Raw genomic sequence first — 17,137 nt, 5'->3', positions numbered from 1 at the left:
AGGAGAGGTAGATGGACTTGAACGCTGAAGTGGACAACCTGGTCAAGGCTTCCCAGACCTGGATCCCGATGATCATGGAATATGGCAGCCGGGTGCTGCTGGCGGTCATCACCCTGGCCATCGGCTGGTGGTTGATCAACAAGGTGACGCAGAAGCTGGGCGCATTGCTGGCCCTGCGTAACGCCGACCTGGCACTGCAGGGGTTTATCAGTACCCTGGCCAACATCATCCTGAAGATATTGCTGATCGTCAGTGTCGCCTCGATGATCGGTGTGGAAACCACTTCGTTCGTCGCGGCCATCGGTGCGGCTGGCCTGGCGATTGGCCTGGCCTTGCAAGGCAGCCTGGCGAACTTCGCCGGTGGCGTGCTGATTCTGCTGTTCCGCCCGTTCCGTATCGGTGACTGGATCGAAGCCCAGGGTGTGGCCGGTACGGTCGACAGCATCCAGATCTTCCACACGGTGTTGCGTACCGGTGACAACAAGACCGTCATCGTGCCGAACGGCAACCTGTCGAACGGCATCATCACCAACACCAATCGCCAGCCGACCCGCAAGGTTGTGTTCGATGTAGGCGTGGATTACCAGGCCGACCTGCAAAAAGCCCGGGAAGTGTTGCTGGAATTGGCCAAGGATGAGCGCGTGCTGACTGATCCGGCACCTGAAGCGGTGATTTCCACCTTGGGCGACAGTTCCATCACGGTGTCGCTGCGCATTTGGGTCAAGACCGCAGACTACTGGAACGTAATGTTCATGCTCAATGAACAGGCGCGGGATCGTTTGAAGGATGCGGGGATTGATATTCCGTTTCCACAACGAGTGATTCGGGTAGTTCAGGAATCGACCTCGGCGTAATGCTCGATCAGTTGTTGTTTGACCTTTAGGTCAGGCCTTGCGTAAAAAGTTGATCCAATAAAAAAGGCCCATCCGAAGATGGGCCTTTTTTTGATTACCGCAAACTGACTTTCGGCAATTACAGAACCGAAATCGGGTAGTCGACGATCAGGCGGAACTCTTTGATATCGCCTTCGCCTTCATCAGCGTTAGCGTAGTGCCAGGCTTGACGAACACGGAAGGAAAGATCTTTGGCCGGGCCAGACTGAACAACGTACTTGGCTTCGAAGTTGGTTTCGTGGTGCTTGCCATCGGAGCCGTACAGAGGGTTGCCCTGGCTATCACGATACGCGCTGTTGGCAGACAGGTTGGTACCGTCGATGTCCCAACCTTTTACGTAGCGGGTCATGAAGCTCAGACCAGGAACGCCGTACTCAGCCATCTTCAGGTCGTAACGGATCTGGGCAGATTTCTCGTTAGGTGCGTTGAAGTCGGAGTACTGGATGGAGTTGGCGAGGAAGATCGAGTCGCCACCGCGGTTGGTGGAACCGCTGTGACCACCTACGCCGATGTAGTCGAACGGCGTGTCACCGTTGATTTTCTGGAAGGCGACGGTGATGGTGTGCGCTTTCAGGAACGAGAAAGCAGCGGCCAGGGAGAACGCGGTGTTGCTGATGTCACCGGCTTTGGAACTGCCGGTGTCGGTGGTACGGTAGATGTTACCGTCCAGGTTCAGCGACTGATCGCCACCCATTGGGATGGTGTAGTTCAGGTTACCGTAGTACTGGTTCCAGATGTCTTCCAGCTGGGCACCGTAGAGCGATGCGCTCAGGTTTTCGGTGATGGCGTATTTACCACCAGCGTAGTCGATGGTGTTGGCTTCTACGCCGGCATAGGTTGCATACAGGCCGCCGTTACGAGCATTTTTGTCCTGGCTGGTTGCCGAGTAGAAGTGACCGGCTTCGAGGTCCAGGTCTTTGACTTCGCTGCTCTGCAGTTGGAAACCGCTGGCAGTTTGAGGCAGGACGCGGGAACCACCTACAGCGAACACTGGAGCAGTGCTTGGCTGCATGTCACCGACTTTCAGCTCGGTCTTGGAAACGCGGAATTTGACTGCTGCACCCGCTTTACCCTGGCTGTCGTTGACGTCGCCATCGGCATCGCGGCTCATGTTGCCAGTGCCGCCAGTGCCGTCGCCACCGTCCAGCTTGACTGCCAGGTAGCCAAACGCATCAACGCCGACGCCTACGGTACCTTGGGTGTAGCCGGAGCTGAAGTTGCCCCAGATACCTTGGGTCCAGTCTTTCTGGTCGGTTGAGCCGTCTTTGCGATCACGGTTGAAATAGTAGTTGCGAAGCAGCAAGTCGAACTTGGCGTCTTCAACAAAACCTTTGGCTTCAGCCTGGTCACTTACGAAAGGTGCGGCCGAGGCCATTTGAGTACTGGCTGCTGCTGCAACGGCCAGTGCGATCATGCTCCACTTCATCACGCGCATCGTGATTTGCTCCTTTGGTTTTAGAAGAGTACTGCCGTCCCACCTGTTTTATTATCTGGGCGGCTCTTTCTTTTTGTGTCGGCGCAAACTTATATCACGCCGACCCTATTGGCGATACTTGCCCATGTAACCTTTCAGCTTCTTTACGACCGTGTCGCCAATGGCTCGATCCATGTCGCATTTCAGCTGATCCGACGCAACCGTATTCACAACTTTAATGTTGTTTTTCTTTTCCGGCATCGGTGTAAAGAGTCCGTCATTACCGCGCTTGAAGCTCCTGAGGGCAGCCTTGCCACTTTAATTTGTTTGTCTGCAAGGTCCCGCTTCCGGCGAGGCCTTTCAGGCGATACGGGGATGAATGCAACAAGCATGCTCAAACCCGAATTTCGTTTACATTTTTTTCACAATTTAGCGCTTGCCGTGGTGAAACCTCATGAAACCGGGCTCCAAAGGCCTTGTTTTAAATAGGGTTGACTGCTGTGCGGCTCTCGTGTTTGGCATCGACAAACGCCGCGAGACAACCCAAAACGTTACCGGTTCACCCTACCCAGTGAGTAAATCACGGATACTTTGTGCACTGAGCGTAGACGCACTGTGCTGTTTTGGTGCAAAAAATTTTCAAGCTGTACGAAAATCATACAGAGTCGCTGCTTTGTCTCAGCCTTGGCACGGTCCTGTCAGGACCGGGTCTCACCGCTTGCGCTGTGTTGGTGCGCCCGCTTGCACAGGTTGATGCCAGTGTGTTGAAAAAAATCATTTGAAGGACGCCATCGGCACACGCTACGCAGTGAACGATCAGGCGTTCAGGGTTATGCTGCGAGTCTGTGTCCGATGCAGTCCTGCGGGTCGTTGCGCCGGGCAGAATCAATAACGAGGAGTACGCGCGGTGTTTGCCTTAGATCCACGACTGCAACAAGACACATTGCCCATCGGCGATTTCCCGTTGTGCCGGTTGCTCTTGTCCAATGACTCCAACTACCCGTGGTTCATCCTCGTGCCGCGGCGAGAAAATATCAGTGAATTGTTTCAATTGGATGACGCTGATCAATTGCAGTTGTGGAAAGAAACCACGGCATTGGCCGAAACCCTCAAGGATTCGTTCGATGCCGACAAGATGAACGTTGCAACCTTGGGTAACGTCGTCAGTCAATTGCATATGCATGTCATCGTGCGCAAGCGTGATGATGTTGCCTGGCCTGCGCCGGTCTGGGGCAAGCACCCGGCCCAGCCTTATAATGAAGAGCAGGTGATGGCCATTCGTGAGCGCTTGCGCGTGGCCCTGGCCGATGATTTCAAGTTTCTGGAGGGCTGAACCATGAACCTTGAAGAACGAGTAACCGATCTGGAAAGCCGTCTGGCCTTTCAGGATGACACCATCCAGGCGTTGAATGACGTGCTGGTGGAGCAACAGCGAATCGTCGAGCGTTTGCAGCTGCAAATGGCGGCGTTGCTCAAGCGTCAGGAAGAAATGGCCGGGCAGTTCGAGTCTTTCGAAGAAGAGGCGCCACCCCCTCATTACTGACCTGGCCGATTGGCAGGCAATAAAAAACCGCGAGCAGCCAGGCTGCATCGCGGTTTTTTTACGCCTGGATCAGCGGCGCGGCAGCGCGGCGATCACATCTTCGGCCTGCAGGCCTTTGTCACGGTTCATCACGGAGAACTCCACGCGCTGGCCTTCCACCAGGACGCGATGGCCTTCGCCACGAATGGCCCGGAAATGCACGAAAATGTCATCGCCGGAGTCGCGGGAGATGAAGCCGAACCCTTTGGAGGTGTTGAACCACTTCACCGTACCGGTATCGCGGTTGGACATGTCGTAGTTCTGCGTAGCGGCGGCCGGCGAGGACTTCTTGTAGAAGCTGACGGCCAGGTGCAGCGCCACGGCGAGCAATGCTGCTCCCAGGCTGAACAGAATGGCCGGTTGACCGCCGATTTCCGGCATAGGTGCCAGCAGGGCCAGGGTTTGCAGGGCAACGGCCAGCACCAGCAGGGCGCTGACCAGGTTTTGCAGTTGATGGCGTGGACCTTTGTTCCAGTAAGGGATAACCGGTGCGAGGGTCAGGTTGAGCAGGCCGAAGAAGGCCAGGTACAGTGCGTCGGGGTGTTGCAGGTAAGGTGTGGCTTCGGAACCCAGGCTAGGGATGAAGGACAGCAGCAGGGCAGCTGCGCCCATTAGCAAGTGGACGATTTTCAACATTTTGATTGGCTCACGGTTAAGACAGATCACAAGGAAGAGCTGGGCGGGGGCGGTTCGCTTCGAAACAATGAGAGGCGTTGGACACGTACCCGAATCAGCCTATGCGCCACGCCCGGGAAAATAAGCGTAGCGACACACTGCCTATTTAACAGCAAAGCCCCGGCCTTCTCAAACTCGTTACGGGCGCGCACCGCGCTGTTCGTCGGCCAGGAAACACCGCAGGTGCTTGAAGGTGCCAGGCAAACGGCGTTGAATTCCCCGGGGGATCGGAACCGCCCGCTGTCCCGGCTTGTCGGTTCAGGAGGGCTGGCGATCTGTCGCAGGCCATAGGCGGCCAAAACCACTAGAGTTTGGGGCGTTGTCGAATTCATCACCGTCAGGAGATCAACCAACATGGCAATTGATATCGGTATCAGTGAAGAAGACCGCAAATCCATCGTCGACGGGCTTTCGCGCCTGCTGTCGGACACCTATGTGCTGTATCTCAAGACCCACAATTTCCACTGGAACGTCACGGGGCCGATGTTTCGGACGCTGCACCTGATGTTCGAGGAGCAATACAACGAGCTCGCCCTGGCGGTGGACCTGATCGCCGAGCGAATCCGCGCCCTGGGCTTCCCGGCCCCGGGTGCCTACTCGGTGTATGCGCGCTTGTCTTCCATCAAGGAAGAGGAGGGCGTGCCTGGTGCCGAAGAGATGATTCGGCAACTGGTCGAAGGCCAGGAAGCGGTGACGCGTACGGCCCGTAACATCTTTCATTTAACAGACAAGGTCAGTGATGAGCCCACCGCCGACCTGCTGACCCAGCGCATGCAGGTTCACGAAAAGACCGCGTGGATGTTGCGCGCGCTGCTGGAGGGCTAATAAACCCCAGGCAGGTGATGACGCGGCGTGGGCAGTATTCCCTGCCCATGGCGTGTAGGACGGCGTAATTCGTCGCCTGCCTGCTGTTGGCTTGTCCTACGGCCATGGTCATAAAGTCATCTGGAACTGGCAATGCCGTTGAGCTTCCATAGAGCCACAGATGGGTTGTCCCAACTGAAAGGCTCGTATGGCAAAGGAGTGTCAACGGTATGATTCAAGGAAAAGAACCGGGAGAGGGTGGGCATGGACGATTGCAGTCCATCAGCGTCGATCCGTTCGTCAGGGGATTCGATATGCAGTTGGCCCGTCCCCTGGCCCGATCCATTCGTCTGAACGGGTTCGCCACCTGTCTGCGGCTGGAGCAGGTCTATTGGGATATCCTCGGCGACATGGCCCAGCTCAACAGCTGTTCCATCAGCACGTTGCTGTCCCACGTGGACAGGGAGGTGCACCTGCGCCATGGCGGCGTGCGCAATTTCAGTGCGCTGGTGCGTGTGGTTTGCGTGGTGCACAGTTTGAAGGACACCGCGTTGGAGGTCGCGGGCAAGCATTGACGGGATACCTGCCCGGTTGATGGCTGGGTCGGACCGCAAACGGCCTGTGCGCTTACGGCTGCACAGGCCGCATTTAATGGATATAATCCCGCTCTTTGCCGCAAAGCCCAGCCTTTGCGCGAGTAACCTGATCGCCGAGACAACCCCCATGCCGATGTACGACTATCAATGTGCTTCCTGTGGTCATCAGATGGAAGCCATTCAAAAGATCAGCGCGGCACCGCTGGTCGACTGCCCTGCCTGCCAGGCGCCGGAACTGAAAAAGATGCTGTCCATGCCCGGTTTCCGCCTCGGTGGCACGGGCTGGTATGAAACCGACTTCAAGACCGGCGCCAAGAAAAACCTGGCCGGTGGCGACAAAGCTGATTGAGTTGAACACGCGCGAGTTCTTGCACGGGCAGGGCCTCCAACCGAATTTCGAATTACGAGAAGTGAAACCACTACCATGATGCGCAGCCATTATTGCGGCCAACTGAACGAAAGCCTGGAAGGTCAGGAAGTTACTCTTTGCGGATGGGTCCATCGTCGTCGTGACCATGGCGGGGTGATTTTCCTCGATATCCGTGATCGTGAAGGCCTGGCCCAGGTGGTGTTCGATCCGGATCGCGCTGAGACCTTCGCCGTCGCCGACCGCGTGCGCAGCGAATATGTGGTCAAGATCACCGGCAAGGTGCGCCTGCGCCCGGCCGGCGCCAGCAACGCCAACATGGCGTCTGGCATGATCGAAGTGCTGGGCTACGAGCTGGAAGTGCTCAACGAAGCGGAAACCCCGCCGTTCCCACTCAACGAATACTCCGACGTGGGCGAAGAAACCCGCCTGCGCTACCGCTTCATCGACCTGCGTCGCCCGGAAATGGCCGAGAAGCTGCGTCTGCGTTCGCGCATGACCACCAGCATCCGCCGTTACCTGGACGAGAACGGCTTCCTCGACGTCGAGACGCCGATCCTGACCCGCGCCACGCCGGAAGGCGCCCGCGACTACCTGGTGCCGAGCCGTACCCACCCCGGCAGCTTCTTTGCCTTGCCGCAATCGCCACAGCTGTTCAAGCAACTGTTGATGGTGGCCGGGTTCGATCGCTACTACCAGATCGCCAAGTGCTTCCGCGACGAGGACCTGCGTGCCGACCGTCAGCCTGAGTTCACTCAGATCGACATCGAGACCAGCTTCCTCGACGAAAAAGACATCATGGGCCTGACCGAAGGCATGATCCGCAACCTGTTCAAGGAAGTGCTGGGCCTGGAATTCGGCGAGTTCCCGCACATGACCTTCGAAGAGGCCATGCGCCGCTACGGTTCCGACAAGCCGGACCTGCGTAACCCGCTGGAACTGGTGGACGTGGCCGATCAGCTCAAGGACGTCGAGTTCAAGGTGTTCAGCGGCCCGGCCAACGACCCGAAATGCCGTATCGCGGCCCTGCGCGTTCCAGGCGGTGCCAGCATGCCGCGCAAGCAGATCGACGACTACACCAAGTTCGTCGGCATCTACGGTGCCAAGGGCCTGGCGTATATCAAGGTCAACGAGCGCGCCGCCGGTGTGGATGGCTTGCAATCGCCAATCGTGAAGAACATCCCTGAGGCCAACCTCAATGTGATCCTCGATCGCGTGGGCGCGGTTGACGGCGACATCGTGTTCTTCGGTGCCGACAAGGCCAAGATCGTCAGCGAAGCCCTGGGCGCGCTGCGTATCAAGCTGGGTCACGACCTGAAGCTGCTGACCTGCGAGTGGGCGCCAATGTGGGTCGTCGACTTCCCGATGTTCGAAGAAAACGACGACGGCAGCTTCTCCGCGCTGCACCACCCGTTCACCGCGCCGAAGTGCTCGCCGCAAGAGTTGGAGGCCAACCCGGCCACCGCTCTGTCGCGTGCCTACGACATGGTCCTGAACGGCACCGAGCTGGGTGGCGGTTCGATCCGTATCCATCGCAAGGAAATGCAACAGGCGGTGTTCCGCCTGCTGGGCATCAACGAAGCGGAACAGGAAGAGAAATTCGGCTTCCTGCTCGATGCGCTGAAGTACGGTGCACCGCCCCACGGTGGCCTGGCCTTCGGCCTGGATCGCCTGGTGATGCTGATGACTGGCGCCCAGTCGATCCGCGAAGTGATCGCGTTCCCGAAAACCCAGAGCGCGGCCGATGTCATGACCCAGGCGCCGGGCGTGGTGGACGCCAAGGCGCTGCGCGAGTTGCACATTCGTCTGCGTGAACAGCCAAAGGCTGAGTAAGGCTGGCACCTGAGAGGGCGCATCTTCGGATGCGCCTTTTCATTGGGGTCGATATTTCTGATTGTCGGCCACTGCGCACGCGCAGGGCGGGCAATGTTCCAAAGAGAAACCGGAGCGAGTTATGGCAGGTCATTCCAAGTGGGCGAACATCAAGCACCGCAAAGAACGTCAGGATGCCAAGAGAGGCAAGATTTTCACCAAGTGGATCCGTGAGCTGACGGTCGCGGCCCGCCAGGGCGGCGGCGATCCGGGCTCCAACCCGCGCTTGCGCCTGGCCCTGGACAAGGCGCTGGGTGCGAACATGAGCCGCGACATCATCGACCGGGCCATCGCCCGTGGCGCCGGTGCGACCGAGGCCGACAACGTTGAAGAGCTGACCTACGAAGGTTATGGTCCGGGCGGCGTGGCGGTGATGGTCGAATGCATGACCGACAACCGCAACCGTACCGCTGCCGCCGTGCGTCACGCGTTCAGCAAATGCGGCGGCAACCTGGGTACCGATGGCTCGGTGGCCTATCTGTTCGAGCGCAAGGGGCAAATCAGCTTCGCGCCAGGCATCGATGAAGACGCTCTGACGGAGGCGGCCCTGGAGGCCGACGCCGATGATGTGGTGAGCCATGAAGATGGCTCGTTCGACGTATTCACTTCGTTCGCCAGCTTCTACGCCGTGCGTAATGCCCTGGAAGCGGCCGGGTTCAAGCCGGCCGACGCGGAAATCGTCATGCAACCGACCACCAGCGCCGAGTTGGACCTGGAAGGTGCCGAGAAGGTGCTCAAGCTGATCGACATGCTTGAAGACCTGGACGATGTGCAGAACGTTTACTCCAATGCCGATATTCCGGAGTCGGTGGCTGAACAGCTTGGCTGATAGCGTCGTTGGTACAACGATCTTGTTCAGTTACGCGTAGGTGCTTTATGTGGGAGCGAGCCTGCTCGCGATAGCGTTGGTCCAGCTTGCAAAAATGTTGCAGTGATACCGCTATCGCGAGCAGGCTCGCTCCCACAGGTTCAAACAATTCCTCTTCAAACCGCAGGCGCTATGACTTTAATCCTTGGCATCGACCCCGGTTCGCGCATCACCGGCTACGGCGTGGTTCGCGACACCGGGCGCGGTTGCGTGTACGTGGCGTCTGGCTGCATCCGCACCGGTGCGGGTGAGCTGCACGAGCGCTTGCAGATTGTTTATCGCGGCGTGCGTGAGGTTATCCAGACCTACGGCCCAGTCACCATGGGCATCGAAAAGGTCTTCATGGCGCGCAACGCCGATTCGGCTTTGAAGCTGGGACAGGCCCGTGGCGCGGCAATCGTGGCCGGTGCCGAGGAGGCCCTGGAGATCGCCGAATACACCGCGACCCAGGTCAAGCAGGCGGTTGTTGGCACAGGGGCGGCGAACAAGGAGCAGGTGCAGATGATGGTGATGCACCTGTTGAAGCTGGTCAGCAAGCCGCAAATCGATGCCTCCGATGCCCTGGCCATCGCCATTTGCCATGCCCATACCCGTTCCAGTCTGTTGCCTCACGGCCTGGGAGCCGCACGCAGTCGTGGCGGGCGCCTGCGTCTCTGATAGCATCAGCGCTTCATTCATGAACCCGAGTAAGTTGCGCCTGTGTCGTCGGCCTTTATGCTCGTGTTGATATTCGCCAGCCTGCGGGCTGGCCAACACCCAAGGATCTGAAACGTGATTGGACGCTTGCGCGGCACCCTGGCTGAGAAACAGCCGCCGCACCTGATTCTGGATGTAAACGGCCTGGGCTATGAGCTTGAAGTGCCCATGACCACGCTGTATCGCTTACCGTCGGTCGGCGAGCCACTGACCCTGCACACCCATTTGGTCGTGCGCGAGGATGCGCAGTTACTCTATGGCTTCGTCGGCAAGCGCGAGCGGGATTTCTTCCGCGAACTGATCCGTCTCAACGGCGTCGGCCCGAAACTGGCCCTGGCCTTGATGTCGAGCCTGGAAGTCGACGAGCTGGTGCGGTGCGTGCAGTCCCAGGACACCTCGGCCCTGACCAAGGTGCCGGGTGTGGGCAAGAAAACCGCCGAGCGCCTGCTGGTCGAACTCAAGGACCGTTTCAAGGCCTGGGAGGCCGTGCCGGCGATGTTCGCCCTGGTGCCGAACCAGCCGGACGCGCCTGTGCCTGCGGTCAGCGCCGAAAACGATGCGGTCACCGCACTGATCTCTCTGGGCTACAAGCCGCAGGAAGCCAGCAAGGCGATTTCCGCCATCAAGGAAAAAGGCCTGAGCACCGAAGACATGATTCGTCGTGCCCTGAAGGGAATGATTTAAGTGATTGAAGCTGACCGTCTGATCGCCGCCACGGGCGCGCCCCGTGACCGCGAGGAAATCCAGGACCGCGCGATTCGTCCTGTCAGCCTGGCCGACTACATCGGTCAACCGACCGTGCGCGAGCAGATGGAGCTGTTCATCCAGGCGGCCCGGGGGCGTAGCGAGTCCCTGGACCACACCTTGATCTTCGGCCCGCCGGGCCTGGGCAAGACTACCCTGGCCAACATCATTGCCCAGGAAATGGGCGTGTCGATCAAGAGCACGTCCGGGCCGGTCCTCGAACGGCCGGGCGACCTGGCGGCACTGCTGACCAATCTTGAACCCCATGACGTGCTGTTCATCGACGAAATCCACCGGCTGTCGCCCATCGTCGAGGAAGTGCTGTATCCGGCCATGGAAGACTTCCAGCTCGACATCATGATCGGCGAGGGGCCGGCCGCGCGCTCCATCAAGCTCGACCTGCCACCCTTCACCCTGGTGGGCGCCACCACCCGCGCCGGCATGCTGACCAATCCGCTGCGCGACCGTTTCGGTATCGTCCAGCGCCTGGAGTTCTACAGCAACGCCGACCTGGCGACGATTGTCAGCCGCTCGGCGGGCATCCTCGGGCTGCCGTTGGACCCGGATGGTGCTTATGAAATCGCCCGGCGCGCCCGGGGGACGCCGCGGATCGCCAACCGGTTGCTGCGTCGGGTCCGGGATTTTGCCGAGGTCCGGGCCAAGGGCCATATCACCAAGCCGATTGCCGACCTGGCACTGAACCTGCTGGACATCGACGAGCGTGGTTTCGATCACCAGGACCGACGCCTGCTGCTGACCATGATCGAGAAGTTCGACGGTGGCCCGGTGGGCGTGGACAGCCTGGCCGCGGCGATCAGCGAAGAGCGCCACACCATTGAGGATGTGCTGGAACCGTACCTGATCCAGCAGGGCTACATCATGCGTACCCCTCGCGGGCGCGTGGTGACCCGTCATGCTTATCTGCATTTTGGCTTAAACATCCCGACACGAATGGGCGAGATGCCGGTGGTAGACGAATTCCTCGATGCCGTGGACGATTGAACGAGCTCTGTACGCCGACTTTTTTCCGGTTCGTGCTGTCCCAGACGACGCCTGGAGCGTCAATGCGTTCGAGAATGAAAAAACAGTTGCCTGGCCGATTGGCAACCTGAGGAGTAAGCACTAGAGTATGCGCGCGCAAAACGGGCTGGAGTCGTTCGCACATCGCTGTCGCGTTTATTACGAGGACACCGATGCTGGCGGCATCGTCTACTACGTCAATTACCTCAAGTTTATGGAACGGGCTCGAACCGAACGGCTGCGGGAACTGGGTTTCGCCCAATCCGCGCTGGCAGGGGAGGACCTGTTATTCGTCGTGCATTCCAGCGAAGCGCGCTACCACGCGCCGGCGCGACTGGACGACGAACTGGTGGTAAGTGCCGATGTCATCGAATTGAACCGTGTCAGCCTGCGCTTCAAGCAGCAGGTCAGGCGGGCTACGGATAACGTGCTGCTCTGTGAAGGGCAGTTTTTGGTGGCCTGTGTGCGCACCCATAGTTTGAAACCCCGGGCCATTCCCGAAGCTCTACGTGCGGCCTTTGCCGGCGTGAGCGGCGCGGGTACACACTCAGAGCAGGAGATAAAGCGTGGAAGCTAACGTCGTCGACCATTCCTCCATGTGGAGCCTGGTCAGCAATGCCAGCGTCGTGGTGCAACTGGTAATGCTGACCCTGGTAGCCGCATCGGTGACCTCATGGATCATGATCTTTCAGCGCAGCAACATGCTGCGCGCCGGTCGCCGTGCCCTGGAGAGCTTCGAGGAGCGCTTCTGGTCCGGCATCGACCTGTCCAAGCTCTATCGCCAGGCCGGCAGCAACCCCGACCCGGATTCGGGCGTCGAGCAGATCTTCCGTGCCGGCTTCAAGGAGTTCTCCCGCCTGCGCCAGCAGCCAGGTGTCGACCCGGAAGCGGTGATGGAAGGCGTGGCCCGTGCCATGCGCGTAGCCATTTCCCGCGAGGAAGAAAAACTCGAACAGGGCCTGTCGTTCCTGGCCACCGTCGGTTCGGTCAGCCCGTACATCGGTCTGTTCGGTACCGTGTGGGGGATCATGAACTCCTTCCGTGGCCTGGCTTCTGCCCAGCAAGCGACCCTGGCCACCGTGGCCCCGGGCATCGCCGAGGCACTGATCGCCACCGCCATCGGCCTGTTCGCGGCCATTCCGGCCGTTATCGCCTACAACCGCTTCGCTGCCCGCAGCGAAATGCTGACCGGCCGTTACTACACCTTCGCCGATGAATTCCAGGCGATCCTGCACCGCAAAGTGCACACCAGCGAAGAATAAGCAGGTATTTCCCAATGGCTTTAATCGCTCGAGCCCGAAAAAAGCGCAAGCCGGTTGCCGAGATGAACGTGGTGCCCTACATCGACGTGATGTTGGTGCTGCTGGTCATCTTCATGGTGACCGCGCCGATGCTCAATCAGGGCGTGAAGGTCGATCTGCCCAAGGTTTCCAGCGAAGCCTTGCCGCAGGACAACAACACCCAGGTACTGACCATTTCGATCAAGGCTGACAAGACCTACTACTGGAACCTTGGCAGCGAAGTCGATACCGAGAAGCAGCAGGACCGCGCCATGACCTTGCCGCAGATGACCGACGCGGTGACCAAGATCATTCGTGTCGGCAACGATGCCGGCAAGCGCACCCAGGTCTTCATTCGCGGCGACAAGACCGTCGACTACGGTGCGGTGATGGGCGCCATGGGCGGTTTGCAGAAAGCCGGGGTCGGTAACGTTGGCTTGATCACTGAGGCGCCCTGATGCAGCAACAGCGAGAGCCGTCCGCCTCGGAAAGCTACTTCTGGCCCAGTGTCCTGGCAATCGGCCTGCATGTGCTGGTGTTTGGCATGCTGTTCGTCAGCTTTGCCATGACCCCGGAGCTGCCGCCGGCCAAGCCCATCGTGCAGGCGACGTTGTACCAGCTCAAATCGAAAAGCCAGGCTACGACCCAGACGAACCAGAAGCTTGCTGGCGAGGCGAAGAAGTCCGCCGCGCGCCAGACTGAAGTCGAGCAGATGGAACAGAAGAAGGTCGAGCAGGAAGCGATAAAGGCAGCGGAACAAAAGAAAGAGGAAGCGGCTCAAAAGGCCGAGGAAGCCAAGAAGGCCGATGAGGCGAAGAAAGCGGAAGAGGCGAAAAAGGCTGACGAAGCCAAGAAAGCCGATGACGCCAAGAAAGCCGCCGAGGCGAAAAAGGCAGAAGAGAAACAATTGGCTGATATAGCCAAGAAGAAAGCCGAAGAAGAAGCCAAGAAAGCCGCTGAAGAAGAGGCCAAGAAAGCGGCCGCTGAAGAAGCGAAGAAAAAGATCGTCGAGGACGCGAAGAAAAAAGCGGCCGAAGACGCCAAGAAGAAAGCTGAAGCCGAAGAGGCGAAAAAGAAAGTCGCCGAAGAGGCGAAGAAGAAAGCCGCCGCCGACGCCGCCAAGAAAAAGGCCCAGGACGCAGCGCGTAAATCCGCCGAAGACAAAAAGGCCCAGGCCTTGGCAGATTTGCTTTCCGACACGCCGGAGCGCCAGCAGGCATTGGCCGATGAGCAGGGCGATGAAGTCGCCGGCAGTTTCGATGATTTGATTCGCGCACGAGCGGCAGAAGGCTGGGCTCGTCCACCTTCGGCGCGCAAAGGCATGACGGTAGTATTGCAAATCGGCATGTTGCCCGACGGTACGGTTACCTCGGTCAGCGTCGCCAAGTCCAGTGGTGACGGTCCGTTCGACGCTTCGGCGGTCGCAGCGGTCAAGAACATTGGGCGATTGACGGAAATGCAAGGAATGAAACCGAGCGACTTCGCTCCCTATCGTTCATTCAAGATGACATTCACACCTGAGGATCTAGCCTTGTGAGAAACCTTCTTCGAGGAATGCTTGTCGTTATCTGCTGCCTGGCAGGGATAGCGGTAGCAGAGGAAAAGAACATCCTGGTCACCAGCGGCAGCGACCGGGCGACCCCGATCGCCGTCGTACCGTTCGGCTGGCAAGGCGGTAGCGTCCTGCCGGACGACATGGCGGAAATCATCGGCAACGACCTGCGTAACTCGGGTTACTACGCGCCGATTCCGAAGCAGAACATGATCAGCCTGCCGACCCAGGCCAGCGAAGTCATCTACCGTGACTGGAAGGCCCTGGGCGCCCAGTACATCATGGTCGGCAGCATCGTTCCGGCCGGCGGTCGCCTGCAGGTGCAGTACGCCCTGTTCAACGTCGCCACCGAGCAGCAAGTGCTGACCGGCAGCGTGTCGGGCAGCGTCGATCAGTTGCGCGACATGGCGCACTACATCTCCGACCAATCGTTCGAGAAGCTCACCGGCATCAAGGGCGCATTCTCTACCCGCATGCTCTACGTGACGGCCGAGCGCTTCTCCGAGAACAACACCCGCTACACCCTGCAGCGCTCCGACTATGACGGCGCCCGTGCGGTGACCCTGCTGCAATCGCGCGAGCCGATCCTGTCGCCGCGCTTCGCCCCCGATGGCAAGCGTATCGTCTATGTCTCGTTCGAGCAGAAGCGTCCACGCATCTTCATGCAGCACATCGATACCGGTCGTCGTGAGCAGATCACCAACTTCGAAGGTCTCAACGGTGCGCCAGCCTGGTCGCCGGACGGTACTCGCCTGGCGTTCGTGCTGTCCAAGGACGGTAACCCGGACATCTATGTGATGAACCTGGCTTCGCGCTCGATCTCCCGCGTCACCAACGGCCCGGGCATCAACACCGAACCGTTCTGGGGCAAGGATGGCTCGACCATCTACTTCACCTCCGACCGTGGCGGCAAGCCACAGATCTACAAGACCAGTGCTGGTGGCGGCGGTGCCGAACGCGTGACGTTCGTCGGTAACTACAACGCCAACCCTAAACTGTCGGCGGACGAAAAGACCCTGGTGATGATCCATCGCCAGGATGGTTTCACCAATTTCAAGGTGGCGGCCCAGGATTTGCAGCGCGGTAGCGTAAAAATCCTCACTGATAGCACTCTGGACGAGTCACCTACTGTTGCGCCCAACGGCACCATGGTAATCTACGCCACCCGCCAGCAGGGCCGGGGAGTCTTGATGCTCGTGTCCATCAATGGACGCGTGAGGCTCCCGCTTCCTACCGCTCAAGGCGAAGTCAGAGAACCGTCCTGGTCCCCTTACCTGAACTGACGCGGCGCTATACGTTTTACTTAACACACTGGGGTTCATTAGGAGTTTCACGATGGAAATGCTGAAGTTTGGTAAATTTGCTGCGCTGGCTCTGGCCATGGCTGTAGCTGTAGGTTGCTCGTCCAAAGGCGGCGACAATGCCGGTGAAGGCGCTGTTGATCCAAACGCTGGTTACGGCGCTAACACTGGTGCAGTTGACGGCTCCCTGAGCGAAGAAGCTGCTCTGCGCGCAATCACCACCTTCTACTTCGAATACGACAGCTCGGACCTGAAGCCAGAAGCCATGCGCGCTCTGGACGTTCACGCCAAGGACCTGAAAGCCAACGGCAATCGCGTTGTTCTGGAAGGCAACACCGACGAACGTGGTACTCGTGAGTACAACATGGCACTGGGCGAGCGTCGTGCGAAAGCCGTTCAACGCTACCTGGTACTGCAAGGTGTTTCCCCAGCTCAGTTGGAACTGGTTTCCTACGGCGAAGAGCGTCCAGTTGCTACCGGCAACGACGAGCAGTCCTGGGCTCAAAACCGTCGCGTCGAACTGCGTAAGTAATTCGTCATGCGAACGTGCCGTCGTGCTGTAACTGTTCTGGCTCTCAGCCTCGCGCCGCTTGCGGCGTGGGCTGCGGTTCCTGTGGTCGATAACGATGCCGGCTATAACAATAGCGGGAGCAGTTATCCGCCTGCAGGTTACGGTACGAACGGCGCCTATGCCGGGGGAGGGGTTTCGACCCCTGTCTCGGCACAGGGCCAGCTGTTCAACCAACTGCAGCAAATGCAGGATCAGATCTCGCGCCAACAGGGTGTGATCGAAGAACTGCAAAATGACATTTCGCGCATGAAGCAGGAAAACCTGGAGCGATACCAGGATCTTGATCGGCGCATAGGAACCGGCGTTGCACCTGCACCTGCCGCGACCCCCGAGAATTCTTCTGCCGGTGGCGACTTGAACGCCCCCGGTGCAGCCGCTGGCGCTGGTGCGGGGGCTGCTGCTCCGGCAGCACCTGCCGCCGGTGGCGAGCCGGCTGATCCGGCGAAGGAAAAGCTCTATTACGACGCTGCCTTCGACCTGATCAAGGCCAAGGATTTCGACAAGGCCAGCCAGGCCTTTGCCGCTTTCCTGCGCAAATACCCAAACAGCCAGTACGCGGGCAATGCCCAATACTGGCTGGGCGAAGTGAACCTGGCCAAGGGCGACCTGCAAGGCGCTGGCCAGGCATTCGCCAAGGTTTCGCAGCTGTATCCCAAGCACGCCAAGGTGCCGGATTCGCTATACAAGCTGGCTGACGTAGAGCGCCGCCTGGGCCATACCGACAAGGTAAAAGGCATTCTGCAGCAGGTGGTGGCCCAATATCCGGGTACATCGGCTGCCCAGTTGGCCCAGCGCGATCTGCAACGCATGTAGGCTGGCTTGACCTGTTTTGAAGAAACCCGCGCCTGTCGCGGGTTTTTTCGTTAGAATTCACGCCCTTTTTATGAAACACGCTTTTTGGG

20 protein-coding genes are annotated in these 17,137 nt (G+C 59.1%); 18 read left to right on the top strand and 2 right to left on the bottom strand.

What is annotated here, in order from left to right; translation table 11 throughout:
* Positions 1-11 precede the first annotated feature (11 nt).
* Positions 12-854 carry a mechanosensitive ion channel family protein gene (locus AC30D9_RS25430; protein WP_109753801.1) on the top strand — a complete coding sequence of 281 codons (843 nt, stop codon included), beginning with the start codon at positions 12-14 and terminating at the stop codon, positions 852-854.
* 118 nt (positions 855-972) lie between these two features.
* Here the strand turns inward: AC30D9_RS25430 and AC30D9_RS25425 are convergent, their stop codons facing one another.
* Entirely contained in the window at positions 973-2,328 is a 1,356-nt protein-coding gene (locus AC30D9_RS25425; RefSeq protein WP_490145099.1) for an OprD family porin, read from the bottom strand.
* Positions 2,329-3,214: 886 nt separating this feature from the next.
* Between AC30D9_RS25425 and AC30D9_RS25420 the strand changes: the two genes are divergently transcribed.
* Both AC30D9_RS25420 and AC30D9_RS25415 read left to right on the top strand, forming a co-directional pair.
* The gene (locus AC30D9_RS25420) at positions 3,215-3,640 is read left to right on the top strand and encodes an HIT domain-containing protein (protein WP_134925571.1); all 426 of its coding nucleotides are present in this window, start codon (positions 3,215-3,217) and stop codon (positions 3,638-3,640) included.
* 3 nt (positions 3,641-3,643) lie between these two features.
* Positions 3,644-3,850: a SlyX family protein gene (locus AC30D9_RS25415; protein WP_030140808.1), complete on the top strand. Its 207-nt coding sequence runs from the start codon at positions 3,644-3,646 to the stop codon at positions 3,848-3,850.
* Positions 3,851-3,919: 69 nt separating this feature from the next.
* Here the strand turns inward: AC30D9_RS25415 and AC30D9_RS25410 are convergent, their stop codons facing one another.
* Positions 3,920-4,525 carry a cold-shock protein gene (locus AC30D9_RS25410; protein WP_307575561.1) on the bottom strand — a complete coding sequence of 202 codons (606 nt, stop codon included), beginning with the start codon at positions 4,523-4,525 and terminating at the stop codon, positions 3,920-3,922.
* A 393-nt stretch (positions 4,526-4,918) separates the two neighbouring features.
* Here AC30D9_RS25410 and AC30D9_RS25405 point away from each other — a divergent pair, with 393 nt between their 5' ends.
* From AC30D9_RS25405 to ybgF, 15 genes are all read left to right on the top strand, one after another.
* Entirely contained in the window at positions 4,919-5,389 is a 471-nt protein-coding gene (locus tag AC30D9_RS25405; protein WP_134925570.1) for a Dps family protein, read from the top strand.
* Positions 5,390-5,598: 209 nt separating this feature from the next.
* Entirely contained in the window at positions 5,599-5,943 is a 345-nt protein-coding gene (locus AC30D9_RS25400; RefSeq protein WP_134925569.1) for a ribbon-helix-helix domain-containing protein, read from the top strand.
* A gap of 148 nt (positions 5,944-6,091) precedes the next feature.
* Positions 6,092-6,313 (top strand): FmdB family zinc ribbon protein, encoded by a 222-nt coding sequence (locus tag AC30D9_RS25395; RefSeq protein ID WP_003178589.1) that lies wholly within the window; start codon positions 6,092-6,094, stop codon positions 6,311-6,313.
* A gap of 75 nt (positions 6,314-6,388) precedes the next feature.
* Positions 6,389-8,164: an aspartate--tRNA ligase gene (gene aspS, locus AC30D9_RS25390; RefSeq protein WP_134925568.1), complete on the top strand. Its 1,776-nt coding sequence runs from the start codon at positions 6,389-6,391 to the stop codon at positions 8,162-8,164.
* 121 nt (positions 8,165-8,285) lie between these two features.
* Positions 8,286-9,032, top strand: coding sequence for a YebC/PmpR family DNA-binding transcriptional regulator (locus tag AC30D9_RS25385; RefSeq protein WP_134925567.1), 747 nt, complete (start codon positions 8,286-8,288; stop codon positions 9,030-9,032).
* 171 nt (positions 9,033-9,203) lie between these two features.
* The gene (gene ruvC / locus AC30D9_RS25380; RefSeq protein ID WP_109753806.1) at positions 9,204-9,728 is read left to right on the top strand and encodes a crossover junction endodeoxyribonuclease RuvC; all 525 of its coding nucleotides are present in this window, start codon (positions 9,204-9,206) and stop codon (positions 9,726-9,728) included.
* A gap of 114 nt (positions 9,729-9,842) precedes the next feature.
* A complete protein-coding gene (gene ruvA, locus AC30D9_RS25375) occupies positions 9,843-10,451 on the top strand; it encodes a Holliday junction branch migration protein RuvA (protein ID WP_053124616.1) in 609 nt (202 codons plus the stop codon).
* Positions 10,452-11,513 (top strand): Holliday junction branch migration DNA helicase RuvB, encoded by a 1,062-nt coding sequence (gene ruvB / locus AC30D9_RS25370; protein ID WP_109753807.1) that lies wholly within the window; start codon positions 10,452-10,454, stop codon positions 11,511-11,513.
* Between the two features lie 127 nt (positions 11,514-11,640).
* Complete coding sequence (gene ybgC / locus AC30D9_RS25365; protein WP_003205037.1) at positions 11,641-12,108, top strand: tol-pal system-associated acyl-CoA thioesterase; 468 nt, start codon at positions 11,641-11,643, stop codon at positions 12,106-12,108.
* Positions 12,098-12,793, top strand: a complete 696-nt coding sequence (gene tolQ, locus AC30D9_RS25360) for a protein TolQ (RefSeq protein WP_014339916.1) — start codon at positions 12,098-12,100, stop codon at positions 12,791-12,793. Before ybgC ends, tolQ begins: the two co-directional genes overlap by 11 nt.
* 23 nt (positions 12,794-12,816) lie before the next feature.
* On the top strand, positions 12,817-13,269 hold the full coding sequence (gene tolR / locus AC30D9_RS25355; protein WP_161798348.1) for a protein TolR: 453 nt from the start codon (positions 12,817-12,819) through the stop codon (positions 13,267-13,269).
* The gene (gene tolA, locus AC30D9_RS25350; protein WP_134925566.1) at positions 13,269-14,348 is read left to right on the top strand and encodes a cell envelope integrity protein TolA; all 1,080 of its coding nucleotides are present in this window, start codon (positions 13,269-13,271) and stop codon (positions 14,346-14,348) included. The genes tolR and tolA overlap by 1 nt, the downstream gene beginning before the upstream one ends.
* Positions 14,345-15,646 carry a Tol-Pal system beta propeller repeat protein TolB gene (gene tolB / locus AC30D9_RS25345; protein WP_134925565.1) on the top strand — a complete coding sequence of 434 codons (1,302 nt, stop codon included), beginning with the start codon at positions 14,345-14,347 and terminating at the stop codon, positions 15,644-15,646. The genes tolA and tolB overlap by 4 nt, the downstream gene beginning before the upstream one ends.
* Before the next feature lie 52 nt (positions 15,647-15,698).
* Positions 15,699-16,196: a peptidoglycan-associated lipoprotein Pal gene (gene pal / locus AC30D9_RS25340; protein WP_023381906.1), complete on the top strand. Its 498-nt coding sequence runs from the start codon at positions 15,699-15,701 to the stop codon at positions 16,194-16,196.
* A 6-nt stretch (positions 16,197-16,202) separates the two neighbouring features.
* Positions 16,203-17,048 (top strand): tol-pal system protein YbgF, encoded by an 846-nt coding sequence (ybgF, locus tag AC30D9_RS25335; RefSeq protein WP_134925564.1) that lies wholly within the window; start codon positions 16,203-16,205, stop codon positions 17,046-17,048.
* Positions 17,049-17,137: the final 89 nt, after the last annotated feature.

The organism is Pseudomonas sp. DF11, from assembly GCF_058148565.1.
The sequence above is the reverse complement of the archived record's forward strand: the minus strand, read 5'-3'. Positions and strand labels throughout refer to the sequence as shown.

Coding starts and splice junctions, on each gene's coding strand:
- AC30D9_RS25430 (WP_109753801.1), top strand. CDS start 12: ATGGACTTGAACGCTGAAGTGGACAACCTGGTCAAGGCTTCCCAGACC.
- AC30D9_RS25425 (WP_490145099.1), bottom strand. CDS start 2,328: ATGCGCGTGATGAAGTGGAGCATGATCGCACTGGCCGTTGCAGCAGCA.
- AC30D9_RS25415 (WP_030140808.1), top strand. CDS start 3,644: ATGAACCTTGAAGAACGAGTAACCGATCTGGAAAGCCGTCTGGCCTTT.
- AC30D9_RS25410 (WP_307575561.1), bottom strand. CDS start 4,525: ATGTTGAAAATCGTCCACTTGCTAATGGGCGCAGCTGCCCTGCTGCTG.
- AC30D9_RS25405 (WP_134925570.1), top strand. CDS start 4,919: ATGGCAATTGATATCGGTATCAGTGAAGAAGACCGCAAATCCATCGTC.
- AC30D9_RS25400 (WP_134925569.1), top strand. CDS start 5,599: ATGATTCAAGGAAAAGAACCGGGAGAGGGTGGGCATGGACGATTGCAG.
- AC30D9_RS25395 (WP_003178589.1), top strand. CDS start 6,092: ATGCCGATGTACGACTATCAATGTGCTTCCTGTGGTCATCAGATGGAA.
- aspS (WP_134925568.1), top strand. CDS start 6,389: ATGATGCGCAGCCATTATTGCGGCCAACTGAACGAAAGCCTGGAAGGT.
- AC30D9_RS25385 (WP_134925567.1), top strand. CDS start 8,286: ATGGCAGGTCATTCCAAGTGGGCGAACATCAAGCACCGCAAAGAACGT.
- ruvC (WP_109753806.1), top strand. CDS start 9,204: ATGACTTTAATCCTTGGCATCGACCCCGGTTCGCGCATCACCGGCTAC.
- ybgC (WP_003205037.1), top strand. CDS start 11,641: ATGCGCGCGCAAAACGGGCTGGAGTCGTTCGCACATCGCTGTCGCGTT.
- tolA (WP_134925566.1), top strand. CDS start 13,269: ATGCAGCAACAGCGAGAGCCGTCCGCCTCGGAAAGCTACTTCTGGCCC.
- pal (WP_023381906.1), top strand. CDS start 15,699: ATGGAAATGCTGAAGTTTGGTAAATTTGCTGCGCTGGCTCTGGCCATG.
- ybgF (WP_134925564.1), top strand. CDS start 16,203: ATGCGAACGTGCCGTCGTGCTGTAACTGTTCTGGCTCTCAGCCTCGCG.